The organism is Natronomonas moolapensis 8.8.11 (assembly GCF_000591055.1).
Lineage (GTDB): Archaea > Halobacteriota > Halobacteria > Halobacteriales > Haloarculaceae > Natronomonas > Natronomonas moolapensis.
Genome location: NC_020388.1, coordinates 316182 through 335075, shown reverse-complemented (window position 1 = coordinate 335075; position 18894 = coordinate 316182). Strand labels below are relative to the sequence as shown.

20 protein-coding genes and 1 pseudogene are annotated in these 18894 nt (G+C 68.8%); 9 read left to right on the top strand and 12 right to left on the bottom strand.

Translation table 11 applies throughout. The features are described from left to right. Positions 1-50: 50 nt before the first annotated feature. Positions 51-1007 (top strand): FKBP-type peptidyl-prolyl cis-trans isomerase, encoded by a 957-nt coding sequence (locus NMLP_RS01695; protein WP_015408397.1) that lies wholly within the window; start codon positions 51-53, stop codon positions 1005-1007. Positions 1008-1079: 72 nt separating this feature from the next. On the opposite strand, the gene NMLP_RS01690 is transcribed toward NMLP_RS01695, so the two are convergent. The 3 genes from NMLP_RS01690 to NMLP_RS01685 all read right to left on the bottom strand — a co-directional run bounded on the left by NMLP_RS01690 (position 1080) and on the right by NMLP_RS01685 (position 3877). Next, positions 1080-3077 (bottom strand): NosD domain-containing protein, encoded by a 1998-nt coding sequence (locus NMLP_RS01690; protein WP_015408396.1) that lies wholly within the window; start codon positions 3075-3077, stop codon positions 1080-1082. 302 nt (positions 3078-3379) lie between these two features. Beyond that, positions 3380-3505 carry a hypothetical protein gene (locus tag NMLP_RS15950; protein WP_269453335.1) on the bottom strand — a complete coding sequence of 42 codons (126 nt, stop codon included), beginning with the start codon at positions 3503-3505 and terminating at the stop codon, positions 3380-3382. Between the two features lie 111 nt (positions 3506-3616). Then, positions 3617-3877, bottom strand: coding sequence for a hypothetical protein (locus NMLP_RS01685; protein WP_015408395.1), 261 nt, complete (start codon positions 3875-3877; stop codon positions 3617-3619). Positions 3878-3998: 121 nt separating this feature from the next. Here NMLP_RS01685 and NMLP_RS01680 point away from each other — a divergent pair, with 121 nt between their 5' ends. Next, positions 3999-5564, top strand: coding sequence for a sensor histidine kinase (locus NMLP_RS01680; RefSeq protein WP_015408394.1), 1566 nt, complete (start codon positions 3999-4001; stop codon positions 5562-5564). 83 nt (positions 5565-5647) lie between these two features. Here the strand turns inward: NMLP_RS01680 and NMLP_RS01675 are convergent, their stop codons facing one another. The 3 genes from NMLP_RS01675 to NMLP_RS01670 all read right to left on the bottom strand — a co-directional run bounded on the left by NMLP_RS01675 (position 5648) and on the right by NMLP_RS01670 (position 7590). Then, a complete protein-coding gene (locus tag NMLP_RS01675; protein WP_015408393.1) occupies positions 5648-6388 on the bottom strand; it encodes a beta-ketoacyl-ACP reductase in 741 nt (246 codons plus the stop codon). Positions 6389-6532: 144 nt separating this feature from the next. Continuing rightward, a complete protein-coding gene (locus NMLP_RS15550) occupies positions 6533-6694 on the bottom strand; it encodes a DUF6757 family protein (protein ID WP_015408392.1) in 162 nt (53 codons plus the stop codon). A 125-nt stretch (positions 6695-6819) separates the two neighbouring features. Then, entirely contained in the window at positions 6820-7590 is a 771-nt protein-coding gene (locus NMLP_RS01670) for a PHP domain-containing protein (RefSeq protein WP_015408391.1), read from the bottom strand. Between the two features lie 138 nt (positions 7591-7728). Here NMLP_RS01670 and NMLP_RS01665 point away from each other — a divergent pair, with 138 nt between their 5' ends. Together NMLP_RS01665 and NMLP_RS14940 are read left to right on the top strand one after the other, a co-directional pair. Further along, entirely contained in the window at positions 7729-8016 is a 288-nt protein-coding gene (locus NMLP_RS01665; RefSeq protein WP_015408390.1) for a DUF5789 family protein, read from the top strand. 43 nt (positions 8017-8059) lie between these two features. After that, positions 8060-8155: pseudogene (locus NMLP_RS14940) on the top strand (IS200/IS605 family transposase); the annotation flags it as partial. Between the two features lie 197 nt (positions 8156-8352). Here NMLP_RS14940 and NMLP_RS01660 read toward each other — a convergent pair. The 5 genes from NMLP_RS01660 to NMLP_RS01640 form a co-directional block, all read right to left on the bottom strand. Continuing rightward, positions 8353-9375: a phosphoribosylaminoimidazolesuccinocarboxamide synthase gene (locus NMLP_RS01660; protein WP_015408389.1), complete on the bottom strand. Its 1023-nt coding sequence runs from the start codon at positions 9373-9375 to the stop codon at positions 8353-8355. Between the two features lie 89 nt (positions 9376-9464). Further along, positions 9465-9938, bottom strand: a complete 474-nt coding sequence (locus NMLP_RS01655; protein ID WP_015408388.1) for a DUF457 domain-containing protein — start codon at positions 9936-9938, stop codon at positions 9465-9467. Between the two features lie 26 nt (positions 9939-9964). Further along, positions 9965-10744: a CDP-alcohol phosphatidyltransferase family protein gene (locus tag NMLP_RS01650; protein WP_015408387.1), complete on the bottom strand. Its 780-nt coding sequence runs from the start codon at positions 10742-10744 to the stop codon at positions 9965-9967. 201 nt (positions 10745-10945) lie between these two features. Next, positions 10946-11329 carry a DUF7475 family protein gene (locus NMLP_RS01645; RefSeq protein ID WP_015408386.1) on the bottom strand — a complete coding sequence of 128 codons (384 nt, stop codon included), beginning with the start codon at positions 11327-11329 and terminating at the stop codon, positions 10946-10948. A gap of 70 nt (positions 11330-11399) precedes the next feature. Beyond that, complete coding sequence (locus NMLP_RS01640; protein WP_015408385.1) at positions 11400-13421, bottom strand: aldo/keto reductase; 2022 nt, start codon at positions 13419-13421, stop codon at positions 11400-11402. A gap of 119 nt (positions 13422-13540) precedes the next feature. Between NMLP_RS01640 and NMLP_RS01635 the strand changes: the two genes are divergently transcribed. From NMLP_RS01635 to NMLP_RS01615, 5 genes are all read left to right on the top strand, one after another. Next, complete coding sequence (locus NMLP_RS01635) at positions 13541-14410, top strand: alkaline phosphatase family protein (protein ID WP_049926627.1); 870 nt, start codon at positions 13541-13543, stop codon at positions 14408-14410. A gap of 151 nt (positions 14411-14561) precedes the next feature. Continuing rightward, positions 14562-15563, top strand: a complete 1002-nt coding sequence (locus tag NMLP_RS01630; RefSeq protein ID WP_015408383.1) for a zinc-binding dehydrogenase — start codon at positions 14562-14564, stop codon at positions 15561-15563. An 82-nt stretch (positions 15564-15645) separates the two neighbouring features. Further along, entirely contained in the window at positions 15646-16023 is a 378-nt protein-coding gene (locus NMLP_RS01625; RefSeq protein WP_015408382.1) for a 6-pyruvoyl trahydropterin synthase family protein, read from the top strand. Then, positions 16020-17084: a glycosyltransferase family 4 protein gene (locus tag NMLP_RS01620; RefSeq protein ID WP_015408381.1), complete on the top strand. Its 1065-nt coding sequence runs from the start codon at positions 16020-16022 to the stop codon at positions 17082-17084. The genes NMLP_RS01625 and NMLP_RS01620 overlap by 4 nt, the downstream gene beginning before the upstream one ends. Then, complete coding sequence (locus tag NMLP_RS01615) at positions 17081-17992, top strand: methyltransferase domain-containing protein (RefSeq protein WP_015408380.1); 912 nt, start codon at positions 17081-17083, stop codon at positions 17990-17992. Before NMLP_RS01620 ends, NMLP_RS01615 begins: the two co-directional genes overlap by 4 nt. Positions 17993-18022: 30 nt before the next feature. Here the strand turns inward: NMLP_RS01615 and tatC are convergent, their stop codons facing one another. After that, positions 18023-18802: a twin-arginine translocase subunit TatC gene (gene tatC, locus NMLP_RS01610; RefSeq protein WP_015408379.1), complete on the bottom strand. Its 780-nt coding sequence runs from the start codon at positions 18800-18802 to the stop codon at positions 18023-18025. Between the last annotated feature and the right edge of the window lie 92 nt (positions 18803-18894).

Genomic DNA, 18894 nt, shown 5'->3' with positions numbered 1-18894 from the left:
CGCCACAGCGAAACGTGATGGTTAAGGGTGAGACGGCTGTCGTGGGGAGTATGAGCGACGAATCCGACGAGGTCGAGGAGACAGAGACGGTCGAGGACGACGCGTCCGAACCCGAAGACGAGGGGCTTCAGGACGGCGATTTCGTCCGGATCGCTTACACCGCCCGAACCGTCGAGGAGGGGCAGTTGGTCGATACGACAGACGAGGCGGTCGCCGAGGAGGAGGGCGTCGCCGAGCAAGGCGAGTTCGAGCCCCGGACGATCGTGCTCGGGGAGGGGCACCTCTTCCCCGCAGTCGAGGACGATATCCGCGGCAACGAGATCGGCGACGAGGGCAGCGTCGTCGTCACCGCCGAGGAGGCCTTCGGCGCGTACGACGAAGAGCAGGTACGGACCGTCTCGGCCGACAAGATCGACGAGGACGACCGCTACCCCGGCGCGCGCGTCCAGATCGACGGCGAGGGGGGCGTCCTCGAGACGATCATCGGTGGCCGCGCCCGCGTCGATTTCAACCACCCGTTGGCCGGCGAGGACATCGAGTACGAGTACGAACTCCTCGACACTGTCGAGGGCGACCTCGAGCAGGCCCGGGGCCTCCTGGGCATGATGCTCGATCTCGACCTCGAGATGTGGGTCGAGACCGACGAAGTCGAGGAGACCCGCGTCGTCGAGCCTGACGAGGCCGACGAAGACGACGAGGACGACGCGCCCGAGGAACCGGAGACCGTCACCGAGACCGTCGAGAAGCGCACCCTCTACGTCGAGTCGACCCCACAGCTCGCGATGAACCAGCAGTGGATGATGCAGAAACAACAGATCGCACAGCAGCTCGTCGAACTCACCGACATCGACCGCATTCTGATCCAGGAGATCCTCGACGGCGGCGGCATGGGAATGGGCATGGGCGGCATGATGGGCGGCATGGGCGGCGGCGCGGGCGACGTCGATATCGAGGAGGCCCTCGAAGAGGCCGACATCGACGCCGACGAGATCGCCGACGAGCTGTAGGCGGCGGATCCGCCACGCCTCGGGAGCGACGAGTTGGTTTCGGCCACCGGCGGCGTTCGTCGCCGACGCTGTCTACGTCTCCAGAGAGCGACGCGTCCCAGACGCACAGACCGGCTCGGTGTCGGTTCGACCGGTCCGTTCGAACCACGCCTCGTTCGCCGGCTCACAGAGCGGTGCGGTGTCGATGACCGCGTCGGCCCGCATCCCCGGGATAGCCCCCTGAAACCCGGCGAGGGCGTCCAGAGCGGGTGCGCGCGCGAGCGTCGCGGTTCCGTCGGTCCGGTGGAGCCGCCCGTCGACGGGATCCGTCGGCGTGTATGTCCGTTGGATCACGGTCCCGTCGGTTCGTCCGGTCGCGCCCTCCCAGTAGTTTCCCTCGCCGTCGTCGGTCCAAATACGGAGGCGACCGTGGGCCGATCTGACGTGCTGTTCGTTGGCGACGAAGTCGTTGTCGAACACCCGATTGGTCGGGAGCTGCGCCCGCGCTTCGGCGCCCGCGCGGTTGTCGGCGAACACGTTTCCTTCGACGATCGAACCGACGACGTCGATCTGGAACCCGAGGTTGTTGTCCGAGATGACGTTGTCCGCGACGTACGACTCCGACCCGCCGACGACGAGCGCCGTCACCGTCTCCGTGATCCGGTTGCCGACGACCGCGTTTCGTTCCGGTCCCGTCATCACGTGGATGCCGGTGTACTCCTGCCCGGAGACGGTGTTGTTGTACAACACTGACCCGGACGTGAACATCAGGTGGATGCCCATCCGGTTGTCGTAGATTTCGTTGTCCCTGACGACGATGCCGTCCGAGCGGTGGGTGTAGACGCCGTCCAGGCCACCGACGAACGTCGAGTCCTCGACGACCCCCGGCGAGCGCATCGCCACCAACCCCATGTGGCCGTTTCGGTAGCTCTCGTTGCCGACGACGTGTACGTCTCTGACCACCGTCCCGGGTGACTCATAGAGAATGATCCCGGCAGCGTCGGTGTCGATCCCGACCCCGGAGACGAGTGCGTTCGGTGCGGTCTCGACGGCGATTGCGGTGTCCCCGCCGGCGTACGTCTCCTCGATGTCCTCGTCCCAGTACTCGTCACCGATCGTATCGGCGCTGTCGTGGCTCGGGTCGTTGACGTGGCTGTGGTCGTCGGTCGCGGCCCCGCCGGGGACGGCGTTCCCGACGCCGTCCACATCGACGTCGACGATAGCCGCCCGCGGGGAGCGGACGACGACGACGGTGCCGTTGCCGTCGCCGACGATCCGCGTATCGCCGACGCCCCGCAGCGTCACCGGCCGGTCGAGTTCGACTGGCTCGCGGTAGGTCCCGTTCGGAACGAGGACAGTCGTGTTCGGCGGCGCGGACTCGACCGCCTCGTCGATGGTCGGCTCGTCCTCCCCGACGACGACCGACACCGGGCGCTCCCGGAGCCGGGTCCTCGAAGCGACCGTCTCGTTCGCTTCGCGGCGCTGCGTCCCTGCCCGCTCGCGGAGCGCGGTTACGGGCTCCGTCTCTGTCGGTCGGTCGAGCGCCGTCTGCCAGTCGATTACGCGCCCGCCGTGCTCGGCGGCGAAGGCCCGGGCGGCGTCCCGCGTCGAGAACGGTAGCGACGCCGGACCGTCCGGTGTCCGCGCCGCGCTGTCGGCCACGTACACCGCGTCCTCGGCTGCGACCCACCCCGGCGACCCGTCAGTGCTCGGGATCCCGTCGTCGGTCAGCTCGGGGGGTTGTCCCGCGTAATCTGTCACGTACACCGCAGTCGGGTACCCGAACTGGTCTCTGTGATACGGCTGTCGTTGTTTCGCCGCGAACGACTCGACCCCGTGGTACCCGACCGGGAACGGATACTGCGAATAAAATACCTGCACGCGCGGTAGCGAGGCGTTCGGAGCCGTGTCTTCGAGACGGAGTTCCTCCGCGAGCGTCAATCCGACGTCGACCGTCTCCTCTGTATCGACTGGCTCGGGGGGCGCAGAACCCAGATCGGCGACGAACAGGCCGATCGATCCGACGACGAGCGCGACGCCGACGAGGGCGAACACGACCGTTCGACCGTCCACCGATCCGGTCGGGGTCATCGTGATGGTCCGACAGCGTCGAGGGGAGCCCGGCGATCGCCGCCGTCGACAGCCCCGGGGGTCATACGCCTCTGCGCTCGGAGCCACGACCGCGCCCGACCCCCGAACCGGGGCGGGCTCCGTTTCCTCGGACCGACGCGCCACGACAACGGGGGACGGCGACCGCGCCGTCGGCCGTATTCGACGCACCCGGTGTTCGGCGATTCATACCGTCGACAGGAGTGCGTCAGTCTCAAAAGTACTGGTGCGATCGTCTAAAACAGGGAGAGCACGTTTCGAGGTCTGTGCCGCCCCGGAGACCGTCATCCCTCGGCCGAGCCACAGCGAATGCAGATTCCGTCCTCGTCGAACTTGCACCCGAGCGTCGCGCAGAGTTCGTTGGTGGCCGTCGCGCCATCGGTGTGCGCCGTCGTCTCCGACGTTGGCATACCTATTCGTATGGAGAGAAACCTAAAAAACCCGGTGGACGAGTCCCGAGAGTCGGGACCCCACGCCAAGCAACGGTCGTCGATATCCGGCCAGCGACCCCCGCGACCGGGTTACTTGCCAGCCGGCACCACGTCGCAGTGTCTGACCACCGCCGGGAGTACCGCCTCGGTCTCGACGTCCTCGAGGCGATACGAGGCGTCCGCTATCTCCCGTGATGCGGTGTCGCCCTCGCCGTCCCCGCCGGCAAAGACGTGAACGACGCGACACACCGTACCCTCAAGTTCGCTTTCGGCGTCGGCCTCGGAGAGTTGCACCCGGACGCGGTCGCCTTCCTCGTACGCTTTGGGTCTCGTTTCGGAGTCGTCGGTCATCGGTTTCGTGGGTGTTTCGGCTGCCCGGTTATAAAATACCACCCGGCCCGGCGAGCCGGCGGACTCGAACAGTGAGTTCGGCTCGAGGTATATACCGTTTCGACGGCAATGACGTGACATAATGCAGCCCCACGAGGGCGGGGGAGGCGGGGGCGGGGACGCACACGTCGGGTACAGTTCGAACGATCCGGACAGGGCGATCCTCGACGCTCTCGAGTCCAGATACCGAGTTAGCACGGCGGACGCGCCGGAAGGTCCGAGCGAACGCCTCCGGAGCGCCGTCGACTGTCTCGTCGTCGATGGCGACGCGTTCCGGCGGATGGACGCGGAGCGTTCTGATCGCTCGGGGCCGGGGTCGGTTCCGGTCGTCGTCGTCGCCGGCGACGACCCCCGGCTAGCTCGATCCGTGGCCCGTCGCCCGGGGGCCGACCTGGTGTATCGCGACACGGTGGGCGACGACCTCGAGGGGTCAGTGTCGGATCGGCTGTGCGATCGCGTCGACACCGCCTGTCGCGAAGCGATCGCTGCTCTCGGCGAGCCGATCCTCGAGGTCGCCGGACTGTTGATGAGCGCGGCGCCGGACGAGGTCGACACCCGGATCGAATGGGGGCTTCGGACGGTGGGGAAGGCCTTCGGGGCGGAGCGGTGTGTGCTCTACGACGTCGGCGAAACTGCCCTCTCAGCGACCCACGGGTGGGCCGGGGCGGCGCCGCTCACACACGAGTCGGTCCCGGTCGCGGAGTTCCCCGGGTTCGAGTCGTCGCTCGCCCGGTTCGACCCATTCGTGGCGAACACCGACTCGAGGGCCGAGAAGCTCGGATACGACGGATCGTTCGTCGCGATCCCAGTCGTGATCGACTGGGATCTCGAGTGGGTTCTGGCGTTCGGGGGCGTCCCCGGCGGATCGCCCCCGGAATCCGTGTTGACCCGTCTCGGGACGTTCGGCGACCTGATCGGCCACACGCTCCGTCGAGACCGCCGCCACCGCGAAATCGAGCGGCAAAACGAGCGGCTGGAGCGCTTCGCGTCGGTGATCCGCCACGACCTCCAGAACCCGCTCAGCGTCATCTCGGGCTTTACCGACCTCGCGATGGAGACCGGGGAGCCGGCGGAGTTAGAGCGGATCTCGGCGGCCGCCGCCCGGATGGAAGCGATTCTCGAGGACCTCCACACGCTCGTCCGGGAGGCCGACGACGTCGGCGAACGCGAACCGGTCTCGGTGTCGGAGCTTGTAGAGCGCGCCCGAGAGACCGTCGACACGGGGGCGGCGACCGTTGAGGTCGGTGACGTGGGCGTCGTCGAAGCCGATCCGAGCCGGCTCAGGCAGGCGTTCGAGAACCTCATCCGGAACTGTGTGGAACACGGCTCGACGAGCGACCGGGCGGGGGCGGACAGCACCGTCGAGCACGGGGACGCCGACGTCTCGATCCGCGTCTCGGCGACGGCGGACGGCTTCGCGGTCGACGACGACGGGCCCGGGATTCCGGAGGCGGAGCGCGAAGCGATCTTCGAGGAAGGGTACACGGACAGCGGGGAGACCGGCCTCGGGCTGTCGATCGTCCGAACGGTCGTCGAGGCCCACGGGTGGGCAGTGTCGGCGACCGACTCCCCGCTCGGCGGGGCGCGTTTCGAGGTCAGCGGCGTCGAGTTCGTCGACGTGGAGGCTACCTCGACGACGACGCCGTGACGCCGGCGGGTGGCCGATCGCTCCTCGCCCCGGAGCGCGGGCGGGACCGGACTGGACGGGCAAAGCCGGCCGAGTCCGCGTCGCTACCAGTCCAGCCCGCCGTTGACAGCCAGGATCTGTCCAGTCATGTAGCTCGAGTCCTCGCTGGCGAGAAAGCGGACGATCCCCGCGACGTCCTCCGGGCGCGCGAACCGGCCGAGCGGGATCCGACGGCGGATCTTCTCTCGGACCCGGCCGGGAACGGTCTCGAGCATCCCGGTGTCGACGAAGCCGGGGGCGACGCAGTTGGCCGTCGAGCCTTCCGACGCGATCTCCAGGGCGATCGTCCGGGTGAACCCGAACAGTCCCGACTTCGTCGTCGCGTAGTTCGCCTGCCCGTAGTTGCCCTGCTGACCCACCACGCTCGAAATGTTGATCAATCGCCCCTCCTCGGCCTCGCGAATGTCGTCGAAGAAACAGTGGGTACAGTTGAACGTCCCGCCCAGGTTGATGTCGGCGACGCGGTCCCAGTCCTCGCGTGTCATCTCCTCGAAGCGCCTGTCGGCGGTGATCCCAGCGTTGTTGACCACCACGTCGACGGGACCGAACCGGTCGTGGACGGCCTCGTACATCGCCTCGACCGCCCCGTACTCGGAGACGTCGGCCCGGGCCGTCATCGCCGCGCCGTCGGTCCCGTCGATCGCCTCGGCGGTCGCCTCCGCCGCCGCCTCCGAGGAGCGGTAGTTGACGACGACGTCGGCGCCGTGGCGCCCGAACTCCGTCGCGATGGCGCGGCCGATACCGCGTGAGCCCCCGGTGACGAGGCAGGTCCTGTCTTCGAGCATGTGTCACCTGTCGATGGAAACGGCAAAAGGGTTGCTGATGGGGCGGTCGAGTGAGTCTCGCGACCGGGATTCGAGAACGGCGTCGGAGACGGAGAAAGGGATCGAAGGTGCCGGAGGATCGGGAGCCGTCGAGGAGCGGGCGTCCTACTCGAGTCGGTCGTCGATCTGTGATTGGAACTCCTCGATCCACTCGGACTCGGAGAGTTTCTCCATCCGTTCGTGGAGGTGTGGCTCACAGAGGCCGACCTTGATGTGGTCCTTCTCGACCGCGACCGCGGCCTCCTCGTCACAGTAGTGACACTGCATACACCGGTGTATGTGGCCGAACGATTTGAACCCAGCGTTCGCGTCGGCCGGGCGTCGGCCGGACGTCGGACGGCCATCGGGCGAGGGGGGCGTATCGACAGGTCGAGGGATCGATCAGGGGACGATCAGAGCGCAGCCCGGAAGGCGCGGTAGGCGTCGGCGTCCAATCCGGCCTCGCCGAGGCGGTCGTCGTGGGCGTCGCTGCCGCCGGTGGCGAGGAGATCGTATCGTTCTATCGCCCGGTCGACGGCCCGCGGATCGACGTCGCGGCCGTAGGGGTAGAACCGCTCGACGGCGCCGAGCGCCGAACAGTGCGCCAGCGCCGATTCGGGGTCGTCGTAGCGATAAGGGTGGGCTAGCCCGACGAGCGAGCACGCCTCCCGGAGGGCAGCGACGCCGGCCTCGAACGTCGGGACGTCGCGGGGGAGATAACACGGACAGTCCTCGCCGATGAGTTCCTCGAAGGCCGCCGCGTAGCTGTATCCGGACGCCGTCGAGATGGCCTCGGCGATGTGCGGGCGGCCGATCCCCTCGTGGGGCTCGATCGGGAGATCGATCCCGAGACGATCCTCGACGCGGTCGATAATCGCCGCGCCGCGCTCGAGACGGTCGGCCTGTAGGCGCTCCGTCAGCGACGTGAGTTCTGCGGTCCGGCGCGCGCCGTACCCGAGTAGGTCGATCCGCCCGTCGGCGGTCGCCACACGGAGTTCGATCCCGTGGACGACTGTCACCCCGTCGACCGTCGCGACGGGCGTCGGGAGGTCGGGATGGAGGCGGTCGTGGTCGGTCACGGCGACCGTCGAGACGCCGGCGGCGTCGGCGGCGTCGGGAAGCGTCTCGAGGCTCAACGACCCGTCGGAGTTCCTCGTGTGTACGTGGAGATCGGCGACGACCATGTGGAGCGTTGGCGCCCCCCCGACAAAGCCCCGACGCATCGGCCGGACATCGTGGAATATAATGACACGGAATGAATTAATTATGATGAAGGATAATTATACCTAACATTCATTAACAATACTGCACATCAGATACGTATGCGACTACTCGCAGCAGTCGACGAACGAATTGACGCCCACAGTTACCCCGCGACGGCGGCCGAACTCGCCGCCGAGTACGACGACGTCGAACTCGAACTCCCCAACGGCGAGGAGACGCTCGGCGACGCCTTCGGCCGGCTCGGAGACGCGACGCTCGCCGACCCCGAAGACGCCCGCCTCGCGGCCTACTCGGCCGTTTCCAAGGGCGCGATCGGCCGGGCGAACTACTCCGATCGCGACTCCCCCTCGATCGGTGGGACAGGTCCCGACCCGGTTTCCTTTTGAGCGGACGGCAGCGCTGATCGAGTTCTTTTTTATCGTCCGTAGCCGTGGATTCTGGCAACGGCCATACTGCATCGGAACGGCGAGAACAGTCTCAGCGGAAACGATTGAGCGGTACATCGAGCGAACGGAACACGTCTAACTGTCGGCTCGGGGTCAAGCCCCGAGGCGCTCGCCTTGTTTTTTGTAGACCACGCCCGCCGATCACCCCCCAACGCCGAGCGTCACAACGCGACTCGCCGGCTGCCCGCTACGCCGAGCGTCACAACGCGACTCGCCGGCTGCCCGCTACGCCGAGCGTCACAACGCGACTCGCCGGCTGCCCGCTACGCCGAGCGTTCAGAACGATTCGATCGCCGCCACCGCGTCCTCGAGCGCGGGCGCATCGAAGAGGTCACGACCCAGGTAGGCGTTCGTCCCCGCGGTGTACATTTCGCGGGCGGCGTCGACGACGTGTGCCGGCAGCGGCTCCGGATCGACGCCACAGAGTTCGCGCCAATCGGCGACGTCTTCGGCTTTCGCTTCGGATTTTGCCTCCGCGACCGCCTCGACCCACTCCGGTTGGGTGCGTTTGTGGTACTGTCTGAGGACCTCCTTCGAGAGCTGTTGGCCGGCGTATGAAAAGCGGTTCTCGTCGAAGGTGCCGACCACGTCAGCCACCCGGATCTCGCCGTCGTAATAGAGACACTCGATCTTGCCGTCTTCGTGTTTCAGGCCGGCGGCGGCGGCCGTCTCGGTGATGATCCGGTTGACGTCGCGGGCGATCGATTCGAGGGCGTCGACGTCGGCCGCGCCGGCGACGTAGTCGGCGTTCTCGCGGGAGAGATACCGGTCGGACTCCTCGTACTTCGTCGAGAACTCCACGACCGGCTCGGGGAGGTCGACGGGGCCGTCGGGCCAGGCGTCGTACTCGAGGCCGAAATCACCCGGATCGGCCCGCGAACGCAACGACGAGCCGACCGGAACGGTGTTTCTGAAGACGATCTCGAGGGGGATCAGGTAGTTCTCGCCCGCTGCGTCGTGGTAGGCGGTGTAGTCGTACTCCCGCCCCTCGTGGGGGAGGTCCGGAACCCGGGTCAACTCGATCGCCATCTCGCGCGGCGGGGTGGCGACCGAGTCGAGACCGGTGACCGCACCGCCACCGCTGACGACGCCGCGATAGTGGGTCGCGATCCCCTCGGCTTCGAGCCGTTCGAAATTGGCCGCCCCCATCGCACACAGCGATGCGCCCTTGTTCGGGATGGCGTCGGGCATCTTGCCCCAGTCGAACACCGAGTAGTCGTCGGTGAACACGAACGCACCGGTTCCGAGCGAGTCAGCCGTCGCGGCCTCCTCGATCCGAAACCCCTTGACGCTGGTCATTATCTGAGGGGAATCCACGGAGTCAGAAAGGCGTTTCCATCGGCGCGAACCGGTGTCGACGGCTCGCTTGCGCACTCGCGGGCCGTCGATCATCCCCCCATCCCGGGAGCGAGGCCCCCTCGGCGTCGCTCCCATATGAACACCGCGAGGAGCGCAAGCCACAGGACGGCTTCGAAGTAGAACGACGGTGTCCAGAGGTAGTGTCGGACGAACGCGACCGGCGGGAGTCCGAGCGGATCGCTCGAGCGCGCGAGCGGCCACAGCAGAAACAGCGCGTGTCCGGGACGGCCGTTGAGCACGACGTGGACCACATCGAAGAGGAGATGCGACGCCCACCCGAGTGCGACTGCCACTCCGAGCCGAGAGTACAGCGCAAGCGGGACGAGCACCGCGAACACGAGCGCGCTGTGGCCGATCGAGTGGTACAACTCGACGACCCCCGCCGCCCCGAGCGGCTTGTCGATGAGGTCGGGGGTGGCCGCGCCGGCGGCGAGCGGGACCGTCGGGAGCCGCGAGAGGCGGCCGACGACCGCGGCCGCGGCGAGGTGGGTCACAAAGAGCATCCGTTCGATGTGGGGCGCGACCGGAGTTAATTCTGGCTGCGAGCGCGCCCGCAGAGCCGGCCGCTGACGGCGAGGTAGTCCCGCGCGAACACGGCGAGCGACGGCGCGAGGGCGACCGGCGCGACGGCACGGACGAGGCCGGTCGGCGCCGCAGGGAGGAGCGCAACCGTGAGAAACGCCATCTGGAGCCCGGCGAGGTACTTGCCGAGATCGCTGTCGGGGCGGTCGAACACCGGCCGCCCGCGCAACCGCCGCCAGCGGACCCCGCCCACGAAGACGTAACGGGCCACCGATATCGAGAGGTACCAAGCGGGCAACAGCCCCCACGACACCGCCACGACCGGGGCGGCGACGAACCCGAAGGTGTCGAAAGCCACGTCGAGACGCTCGCCGAGGTCAGTCTCGCGGCCGACGCTTCGGGCGACGACGCCGTCGAGTTTGTCGAGGACGACCCCGGCGCCGTAACACAGCGCCGGCACCCACGCGAGGCCGGTATCGGGCGGCAAGACGGCGAATCCGGCTGCGACCGCGTAGAGCGTCCCCCGAAGCAGTGTCATCGCGTTCGCCAGGCCGAACAGACACCGAATGCCGTCGGCCGGCCGCGTCGAATCGAGGCTGTACCCCACGTACCAGAGTTGCCCCGCCCAGCAGAGTCCGGCGACGACCGCCGGAGAGAGCCCCCACCGACCCGTCGGCCCGGACGGGAGCGCCCAGTGGAGCGCGGCCGCGAGCGAGACGGCGGCGAGCAGCGGGAGTCCGATCCCCAGCCCGGGGTGTACCGGACGGTCACGTCCGAAATCGGTCATCGACGCCTCCTCGAAGTGCCCCGTGTCGGTGGGCCTTTCGGCTCCGGGTGGCCGGGGCGGGCCGGAGTGACCACTCGATTCGGCGCGAGTCGCTCATGTGGAATACACTCGCACAGTCTACGCCTACCACCGATTAAAACGCGTGTACGGCGGCAAGATTCGATCCCCGGCTTCGGAACCCGGGGCGTCGGGCGACCACGACTACCGAAGCAGGGCGACGAGCACCACAACGAGGAGGGCCTGTGCGGCCTTGTCGACGATCCCCAGCGTACCCACGTCCGCCGGGAACGATTTCGGGCCGGCCGCGAAGTTGACGTAGTACCACAGTACGATCTGTACGAGCGTGAAGGGGACGCCGACGGCGTACACCGTCCGGCGGCGGTAATCGAACAGGACGAGTGCGATCGCACCGAAAAAGCCGAGGCCGGCGAGAACGAAGCTGATCCCCATCCCCGAGGGGAGCATCCGGACCCCCAACAGGAGGTGGATCGCGGCGGAGACGAGCGCGGCGATGATGCCCACCCAGTGGAGACCGTGGAGGGTGTCGGTGCTGGGTTCCAACTGCCGGGAGCCGGCCGTTGCCATACCTGACGTACGGGACTACATCACATAGTTGTACTGCCGGCCGAAACCGTCGGGCGTTTCGGGCCCCGGTTCAACGCTCGAACGCTGGGTCGCGGAGCGCTTCGATCCGCGCACACTCCTCGGGACGCAGCCGGGTCGCGGCCGCGGCCAGGTTCGAGACGACGTGCTCGGAGGTGGTGCTGGAGGGGATCGGGACGACGCCGTTCGTGACGTTCCACGCGACGACGACCCCCGCGGGCGAGAGCCCGCGTTCGGCGCCGATCCGTTCTAAGACGGGTTCCTCGAGGAGGCCGGGCGCCGACAGCGGCGAGTGCGCGAGGATCCGGATGCCCCGGTCGTGACAGACGGAGACGAGATCCGTCTGCGGTCTGTACGGGTGGCGTTCGATCTGGACGATCGCCGGCGGGACGGTCCCGGTCTCGAGGACCGTCTCCAGCTCCGCCCGCGAGACGTTACAGATCCCGAGAGTCCGCGCCCAACCGCGGTCGTACGTCGCCTCGAGGTTCCGCCAGGCCGCCACCAGCGGGACGTCGGCCGTCTCGAGAGTCCCGTCGCTGTCCGTCGGAAAGGTGTGCGCTTCCTGTTTTTCGATCGGCTTCTCGGCGAGCCGGGAGAGTTCGCCGCGGTGGACGAGCGCCGAGGGCCAATGCAGCGTATAACAATCGAAGGCGTCGATCCCGAGTTCGGATCGACTGCCCGCACACGCCTCGAGCAGGTGCTCGCGGCGGTGGTTCGTGCGCCAGGCCTTGCCGACGAGAAAGACCCCCTCGCGGTCGGGGGCCCCTGGCGCGGCGAGCACGTCTCCGATCCGGTGTTCGTTGCCGTACAGTTCCGCGGAGTCGAGAAGCCGGTAGCCGGCATCGAGGGCGGTCGCGATCGAGTCGATCCGGTCGACGTACTCACCGTCGCGGTAGCGCGAACAGCCGAACCCGATCGGCGGGAGCCTGAGCGACTGCGCCCCCGTGGTCGCGGTCGCGGTCGCGGCGCTGTCGTCCGCTTCCGCCGCGCCCGGCGGGCGGGCGTCGCGCTCCGGCGGTCGGACGACCGGGTTCGGGACCGGAGCGCGTTCGGCCCCATGATCCGGGACGGTGACCGGTCCCCCGCCCTCGGCGGCCGCCTCGATCGCGTTGCAGACGGCGACGACGTGGGCGCCGCGGCGGCCCCCGGATCGAGACGGACTCCCCTCGGCGACGCTCGCGGCGAGGCGCTCGACCGGATCGACGTACCGGTACCGGCGTCCGGGCGACACCGGCGGGGCGTTCGTGTACCCCCGGCCGACCCGGCCGAACTGGACGTCGTCGAGGTCGGTTTCCATCGCGCCGGTCCCCCGGAGGTACAGCGACCCGTCGTCGCCGTGTAGCTCTAGCCCGTAGAACTCCCGGCTGCGGTGTGGGACGTAGAGACTGGCGGTGAGACGGACGGTCGGTCCCGACTCGAACGCCAGCGTCGCCTCGACGTGGCTCGGGGTCGAGGGGCGCCTCGTCTCGCGGTCGGGCCAGACGTCGAGTCGGTCGGCGACGCGGACGCGCTCGACGGGGCCGAACCACGAGACGAGGAGCGCAAGTGGGTAGACCGCCCCGTCGTACAGCGGGCCGACCTCCAGAAAGGACTCGGGGTCGTCGTGCCAGTCGGTGACGCGGCCGACGTGGGCGTGGGCGGACGCCAATCCGACGGGGCCGAGCCGGCCGTCCGCGAGGAGCCGCCGCGCCCGGCGCTGTGCGGGCGCTCGCGGGGTTCCGGGAGCACAGCCGAGCGCCAACCCGCGCCGCCGGGCCGTCGCTACCAGTCCCGCGGCGGCGTCGGCGTCGAGCGCCAGTGGCTTCTGTGAGTAGACGTGTCGGTCAGCCGCCAGGGCCGTCCGCGTCACCGACGCGTGGGCGGCGTGGCCGGTCAGGTTCACCACTAGCGGGGCCTCGACCACCTCGAGCGCCCGGTCGAGATCGGTAAAAGACGGACAGCCACACTCGTCGGCCAGCGCCGCGGCGCGGTCGCCGTCGAGGTCACAGACGCCGGCCACGGAGAGCGAACTCGCCGCCAGGCCGGCGGTGTACTCGGGAGCGATGGCACCCGCCCCCACGAACAGGCAGTTCACGCTCGTACCGGCGGCGTCCGGACACATAGCTCTCCCGGCGGCGGCACTCGGCCGACGCACCCTCCCGGCGACGGCGTTTAGTTGCCTGCCGGCCAACGCCGGGTATGACCGAACCGGGGATGGGTCGCCTCGGCACCGCCTACCTGCGGTGTATTCAGGCGATCGGGCGGCGACTCCCCTACGGCACGAACGTCTTCGACCGCGAGTGGGACGTCCTCGTCGTCCTCGACGCCTGCCGCGCCGACGCCCTCCGCGACGTTGCGCCCGACGTGGCGTTTTTGGGCGACGTCGGAACGGTCCGGTCGGTCGGTAGTTCCTCCTCGGAGTGGCTCGAGAACACCTTCGGCGGGCGCGAAGAGACCGCGAGAACGGTAATGGTGACGGGCAACACCTGGACGGACCGGTATCTCGATTCGGAGTCGTTCGCCGCCCTCGACGAGGTCTGGAAGTACGCCTGGGACGACGAGTCGGGCACGGTCCCGGCGGCGGCGATCACCGACCGGGCGGTTGCGGCGGCCCGCGAGCGCGACGCCGATCGGTTGGTCGTCCACTACATGCAGCCACACCACCCGTTCGTCCCCGACCCCCTCGCGGGCGACGGCGGCATGGCCCGGACGGGCGACCGAAGCAGCGACGCGAACCCGTGGGTGTCGCTCCGACGCGGCGACGTGTCCCGAGAGCGCGTGTGGGACGCCTACTGCGCGAACCTCCGGTACGCCCTCGGAGAGGTCGAGACGCTCGTGGAGAACGTCGACGGCCGGATCGTGGTCACCGCCGACCACGGCAACCTCTTCGGGGAGTGGGGGCTCTACGGTCACCCGATGCACACCCCGATTTCGGCCCTGCTTGCGGTCCCGTGGGCGGAGACGACGGGGACCGACCGGGGGACCCACACGCCGGCGCTCGACCCGCCCGAACCGCTCCCGGTGAGTCGCGTGTACGGGGCCGAAACCGATCGAGAGCGCCTCGCCGCGCTCGGGTATCTGTGATCGGTGTCCAGGGGACCGGTACGCGTAGTTTTTAGTTCGACAACGCGCATATATGTGCCGTGTACCTCCAGAGGACGCGTCGACGCGACCGCGCCCGCCGTCCCGTCGCTCCGATCGAACCCGAAGCGACACCGCGGCGGTGCGAGGGGCGATGACCCGCCGGGCGGTGTGTTTTACCGGGCCGGAGTCGGTCGAGGTCCGCACGGAACCGGTCCCCGAACCGGGGGCAGAGGAAGTGTTGGTACGCACGGAGCGCTCGGGCGTCAGCCCCGGCACCGAGATGTTGCTGTACCGAAACGAAGTGCCCTCCGAGATGCGGGCCGACGAAACTATCGAGGCGCTCGAGGGGACCTTCTCGTATCCGCTCCGATACGGGTACGCCGCGGTCGGCCGGATCGCGGCTGTCGGCGAAGCGGTCGGCGAGGAGTGGCTCGACCGCCGGGTGTTCGCGTTCAACCCCCACGAGAGCCACTTCGTCGCCGATCCGACGGCGCTGATTCCGATCGCGCTCGCGCCCGAACGGGCGATCTTCGTTCCCAGCGTCGAGACGGCGATCAACCTCGTCATGGACGCCCGCCCCCGCATCGGGGCGCGCGTCGTCGTGTTCGGTCAGGGGCCGGTCGGTCTGTTGACGACGGCGGTGCTCTCGGCGTTCCCGCTGGCCGAACTCATCACCGTCGAGCGACTCGAATCCCGACGGGCGCTCTCGGAGTCGTTCGGCGCCGACCGCTCCGTCCGACCGTCGGAGCTGGAGGCGGCTCTCGCGGACGCGTCCGGAGACGGGGCCGACATCACGATCGAACTCTCCGGGAACCCGACAGCGCTCGACGACGCCGTCGACGCCACCGGATACGCGGGCCAAGTCATCGTCGGATCGTGGTACGGCACCAAGGACGTGACGCTCGACCTCGGCGAGACGTACCACCGGAGCCACCTCAGAATGCGAAGCAGCCAGGTGAGCCGGATCGACCCCGACCACGCCGGCCGGTGGGACAAGGATCGCCGGATGGATCTCGTTCGGTCGTGGCTGCGCGAGAACGATCCCACGGCGATGCTCACCCACGAGTTCGGCGTCGAGAGTGCGGCCGACGCGTATCGGCTCCTCGAGGAGCGGCCCGACGAGGCCGTTCAGATCGCGTTCGACTACCGATGATCGCTCCGGCTCGCTGACCGAGACCGCCAGGGCGGCTGCCTCGACCTCCGGGTTTAGGTGCCTCCCGCACGTTTCCTCGCACATGTACTCGACGACGGTGTCGACGGACTTCGTCGCACAACACTATCTCACCGTCCCGAATCCTGGTCCGGAGGGCGTGCCGCACTCACATCACTTCGAGATCGAGGTGACGTTCCGCGGCCCGGAGCTGAACGAGTACGACTACCTCGTCGACATCGACGACGCCGAAGCGGCGCTTTCGGAGGTGGCGGACCGCTACCGCGACGAACTGCTCAACGACCGCCGGGCGTTCGAGGGGTCCAACCCCAGCGTCGAGCGCTTCGCCCGGGTCGTCTTCGAGCGCGTGGCCGACGTGGTGACCGACGGCACGGTGACGGAACTCGCCGTGACCGTCTGGGAGGACGACACCGCGGCCGCCACCTACGACGCGTCGGTATGAACGTCGGGTTGACGCTGTACGGCGGCCTCGAGCGTCGGTCGGGCGGCTTCCGGTACGACCGAAAACTCGTCGAGGGGCTCCGGCGGGCCGGCGACACCGTCGACGTCGTCGAACTCCCCTGGCGGCGCTACGGTCGCGGCCTGCTCGACAACGCCTCCCGGCGACTCCGCGATCGGCTCCGGGTCGACGTCGACGTCATGTTGCAGGACGAACTCGCCCATCCCTCCTTGGTCCGGACGAACCGACACCTCCCCTACCCCGTCGTCAGCGTCGTCCACCACCTCCGCGCGAGCGAATCCCGCCGGCTCTCGCCGCTGTATCGCGCGATCGAGCGCCGCTATCTCGGGACCGTCGACGGGGTAGTCTGCAACAGCTCGGCCACGGAAACCGTCGTCGCCGGCCTCGGCGTCGACACCGACGCCACCGTCGTCGCGCCGCCGGCCGGCGATCGGTTCGACCCCGACGTCGACAGGGCAACGATCGACCGCCGCGCACGCGAGCGTCCCCTCCGGATCGCCTTCGTCGGTACCGTCGCGCCCCGGAAGGGGCTGACGACGCTCGTCGAGGGGTTGGCCGGCTCCGGCACCGAGGCGGAACTGACCGTCGTCGGCCGGCCGGCCGACGAGACGTACGTCGAGGCGGTCCGACGCCGCGTCCGGAGACACGACCTCGGCGGACGTGTCCGGATGGCCGGCGAGCTGTCCGACGAGGCGCTTTCGGCTGCCCTCCGGTCGAGCCACGTCCTCGCGGTCCCCTCCCGATACGAGGGGTTCGGCATCGTCTACCTCGAGGGGATGAGCTTCGGTCTCCCCGCGATCGCGTCCAGTGCCGGCGGGGCGGCCGAGACGGTCACCGACGGCGAAACGGGGGTTCTCGTCGATCCGGGCGACGCCGAGGCGGTCGCAGCGGCGATAGCGCGTTTTGCGGGCGACCCCGATCGCCTGGCTGCGATGGGACAGGCCGCCAGGCGGCGCTACGAGCGCCACCCCGACTGGACGGAGACGACGGCTCGCGTCCGCCGGTTGCTCCGTGCGACCGTCTCCGGGGGGGCAGCAGTGTGAGAGACGATTTTCGGCGGTACCTCCGGGCAAAGCGCACCGTCGACGACCGCGCGCTCGACCGTCGTCTCGTCGGACTGCTCCGCGAGCAACTGGCCAAGCGGGCCGACGCCCGCGAGGGGCCGCTCCGCGTCCTCGAGGTCGGGGCGGGGATCGGGACGATGCCCGCCCGCCTCCTCGAGTGGGACGTGTTGCCGCCGGGGGCGGTCCGATACGTGGCCCTCGACGTCGACGCCGACAGCGTCGAGTTCGTCGAACCGTACCTGCGGTCGTGGGCCGCCGACCGTCAGGCGTCGGTGTCCGGCGGCGGGCCGATCGAAATCGAGCGGGCGGGCCGACGCGTCGAGCTCGAAGCGATCGCAGCCGAAGCCGTCGCTTACGCCGAGCAGGCGGCAGGTCGGTTCGACGCCGTCGTCGGCGCGGCACTGTTGGACGTGCTCGGAGTGGACGGACTCGAGACGCTGCTCGGCGCGCTCGCGCCGGGGGGGCTCTGTTACTTTCCGATCACCTTCGACGGGGGGACCCGCTTCCGTCCGGGCCACCCGACAGACCCGGAGATAGAGCGGTACTACCACGAGCACATGGACGCGAAGCCGGGGGGAAGCAGCCGGGCCGGCGGCGACGTCCTCGAACGGCTCCGGGCGACCGACGACGCACGGGTCCTCGGCGCGGCCGGCTCCGATTGGGTCGTCCGCCCGGTCGACGGCGAGTACCCCGCCGACGAGGCGTATTTCCTCCGGTGTATTCTCGATACCGTCGAGGCGGCCGTCGACGAGGTGGCCGGGGAGTCGTTCCGGGTCGACCTCGAGGGGTGGCTCGATCGGCGGCGCGAGCAACTCGAGGCCGCCGAGTTGCTGTATCTCACCCACCAACTCGACGTGTTGGGGCGGGTCGATACCCCCGGTCGATAGCGGCTGCCGCCGGTGTGAGGGGTCGCCCGGCTACGGCGACCGCTTGACCCACCGGAGGGCGAACAGCGTCGCCTCGAAGAGCCCGATCATCGTCCCGGCGACCAGTATCGGGGCCATCCCCGTCGGGTCGGGGCTGAAGAGGAACGCGATGCCGAGGAACGCCCCCCAGAAGTACAGCCGTTTTGCGGCCAGCCACGCGCGGGTCGTCAGCCCCATCATGATCGCGAGCATCACGAACAGCGGGATCTGGAAGACGGCCGCGAACAGCCCCATCATCAACACGATGAGGTCGAACGTGTCCGTCAGCCCGAAGGCGATCACGGCGGCGTCTTGAGAATAGGTCAAAAAGTACGTGAAGATCGCCGGCAGGACGAGAAAGTACGCGAACAGCACCCCGAAGACGCCCAACACGAGACTCGCCGGCACGGAGGCGAGGTAGTAGCGGCGCTCCGCCGGATAGAGTCCCGGGCGCATGAACAGGTACGTCTGGTAGACGAAGACCGGGAGACCGACGACGAACCCCGCGAGCGTCGCGACTTTCAATCGCGCGAGAATGAGCCCGAGAGGGTGATACACCCGGGGGCGGGCGATGTCCCCGCCGGGGAGGACGGAGTACCACAGGAAGTTGATGATCCGCTCGCCGAACGGAAAGACGATCCCCGAGATGATCGCCATCACGACGAGGACGATGCCGAGCCGATAGACCATCTCCTCGATGTGGTCCGCAAGCGGCATCTCCTCGTCGCTTTCGGGTCCCTCGCCGACCAGCCCGTCGTCGGCGTCGTAGCTCCCGTCGGCGGTCTCTGCCATTATCCACCGTCGGACGCGGGCGTTTGTAAGCCTTCTCTCTCGACCGGTCGCCCCCGACCTCCCCCCGACCGGCCCCAGGCGACGGCGCCCCG

Coding starts and splice junctions, on each gene's coding strand:
- NMLP_RS01630 (WP_015408383.1), top strand. CDS start 14,562: ATGACCCGCCGGGCGGTGTGTTTTACCGGGCCGGAGTCGGTCGAGGTC.
- NMLP_RS01655 (WP_015408388.1), bottom strand. CDS start 9,938: ATGCTCTTTGTGACCCACCTCGCCGCGGCCGCGGTCGTCGGCCGCCTC.
- tatC (WP_015408379.1), bottom strand. CDS start 18,802: ATGGCAGAGACCGCCGACGGGAGCTACGACGCCGACGACGGGCTGGTC.
- NMLP_RS01695 (WP_015408397.1), top strand. CDS start 51: ATGAGCGACGAATCCGACGAGGTCGAGGAGACAGAGACGGTCGAGGAC.
- NMLP_RS01620 (WP_015408381.1), top strand. CDS start 16,020: ATGAACGTCGGGTTGACGCTGTACGGCGGCCTCGAGCGTCGGTCGGGC.
- NMLP_RS01625 (WP_015408382.1), top strand. CDS start 15,646: ATGTACTCGACGACGGTGTCGACGGACTTCGTCGCACAACACTATCTC.
- NMLP_RS01635 (WP_049926627.1), top strand. CDS start 13,541: ATGGGTCGCCTCGGCACCGCCTACCTGCGGTGTATTCAGGCGATCGGG.
- NMLP_RS15950 (WP_269453335.1), bottom strand. CDS start 3,505: ATGCCAACGTCGGAGACGACGGCGCACACCGATGGCGCGACGGCCACC.
- NMLP_RS15550 (WP_015408392.1), bottom strand. CDS start 6,694: ATGCAGTGTCACTACTGTGACGAGGAGGCCGCGGTCGCGGTCGAGAAG.
- NMLP_RS01680 (WP_015408394.1), top strand. CDS start 3,999: ATGCAGCCCCACGAGGGCGGGGGAGGCGGGGGCGGGGACGCACACGTC.
- NMLP_RS01670 (WP_015408391.1), bottom strand. CDS start 7,590: ATGGTCGTCGCCGATCTCCACGTACACACGAGGAACTCCGACGGGTCG.
- NMLP_RS01685 (WP_015408395.1), bottom strand. CDS start 3,877: ATGACCGACGACTCCGAAACGAGACCCAAAGCGTACGAGGAAGGCGAC.
- NMLP_RS01690 (WP_015408396.1), bottom strand. CDS start 3,077: ATGACCCCGACCGGATCGGTGGACGGTCGAACGGTCGTGTTCGCCCTC.
- NMLP_RS01675 (WP_015408393.1), bottom strand. CDS start 6,388: ATGCTCGAAGACAGGACCTGCCTCGTCACCGGGGGCTCACGCGGTATC.
- NMLP_RS01645 (WP_015408386.1), bottom strand. CDS start 11,329: ATGGCAACGGCCGGCTCCCGGCAGTTGGAACCCAGCACCGACACCCTC.
- NMLP_RS01665 (WP_015408390.1), top strand. CDS start 7,729: ATGCGACTACTCGCAGCAGTCGACGAACGAATTGACGCCCACAGTTAC.
- NMLP_RS01650 (WP_015408387.1), bottom strand. CDS start 10,744: ATGACCGATTTCGGACGTGACCGTCCGGTACACCCCGGGCTGGGGATC.
- NMLP_RS01660 (WP_015408389.1), bottom strand. CDS start 9,375: ATGACCAGCGTCAAGGGGTTTCGGATCGAGGAGGCCGCGACGGCTGAC.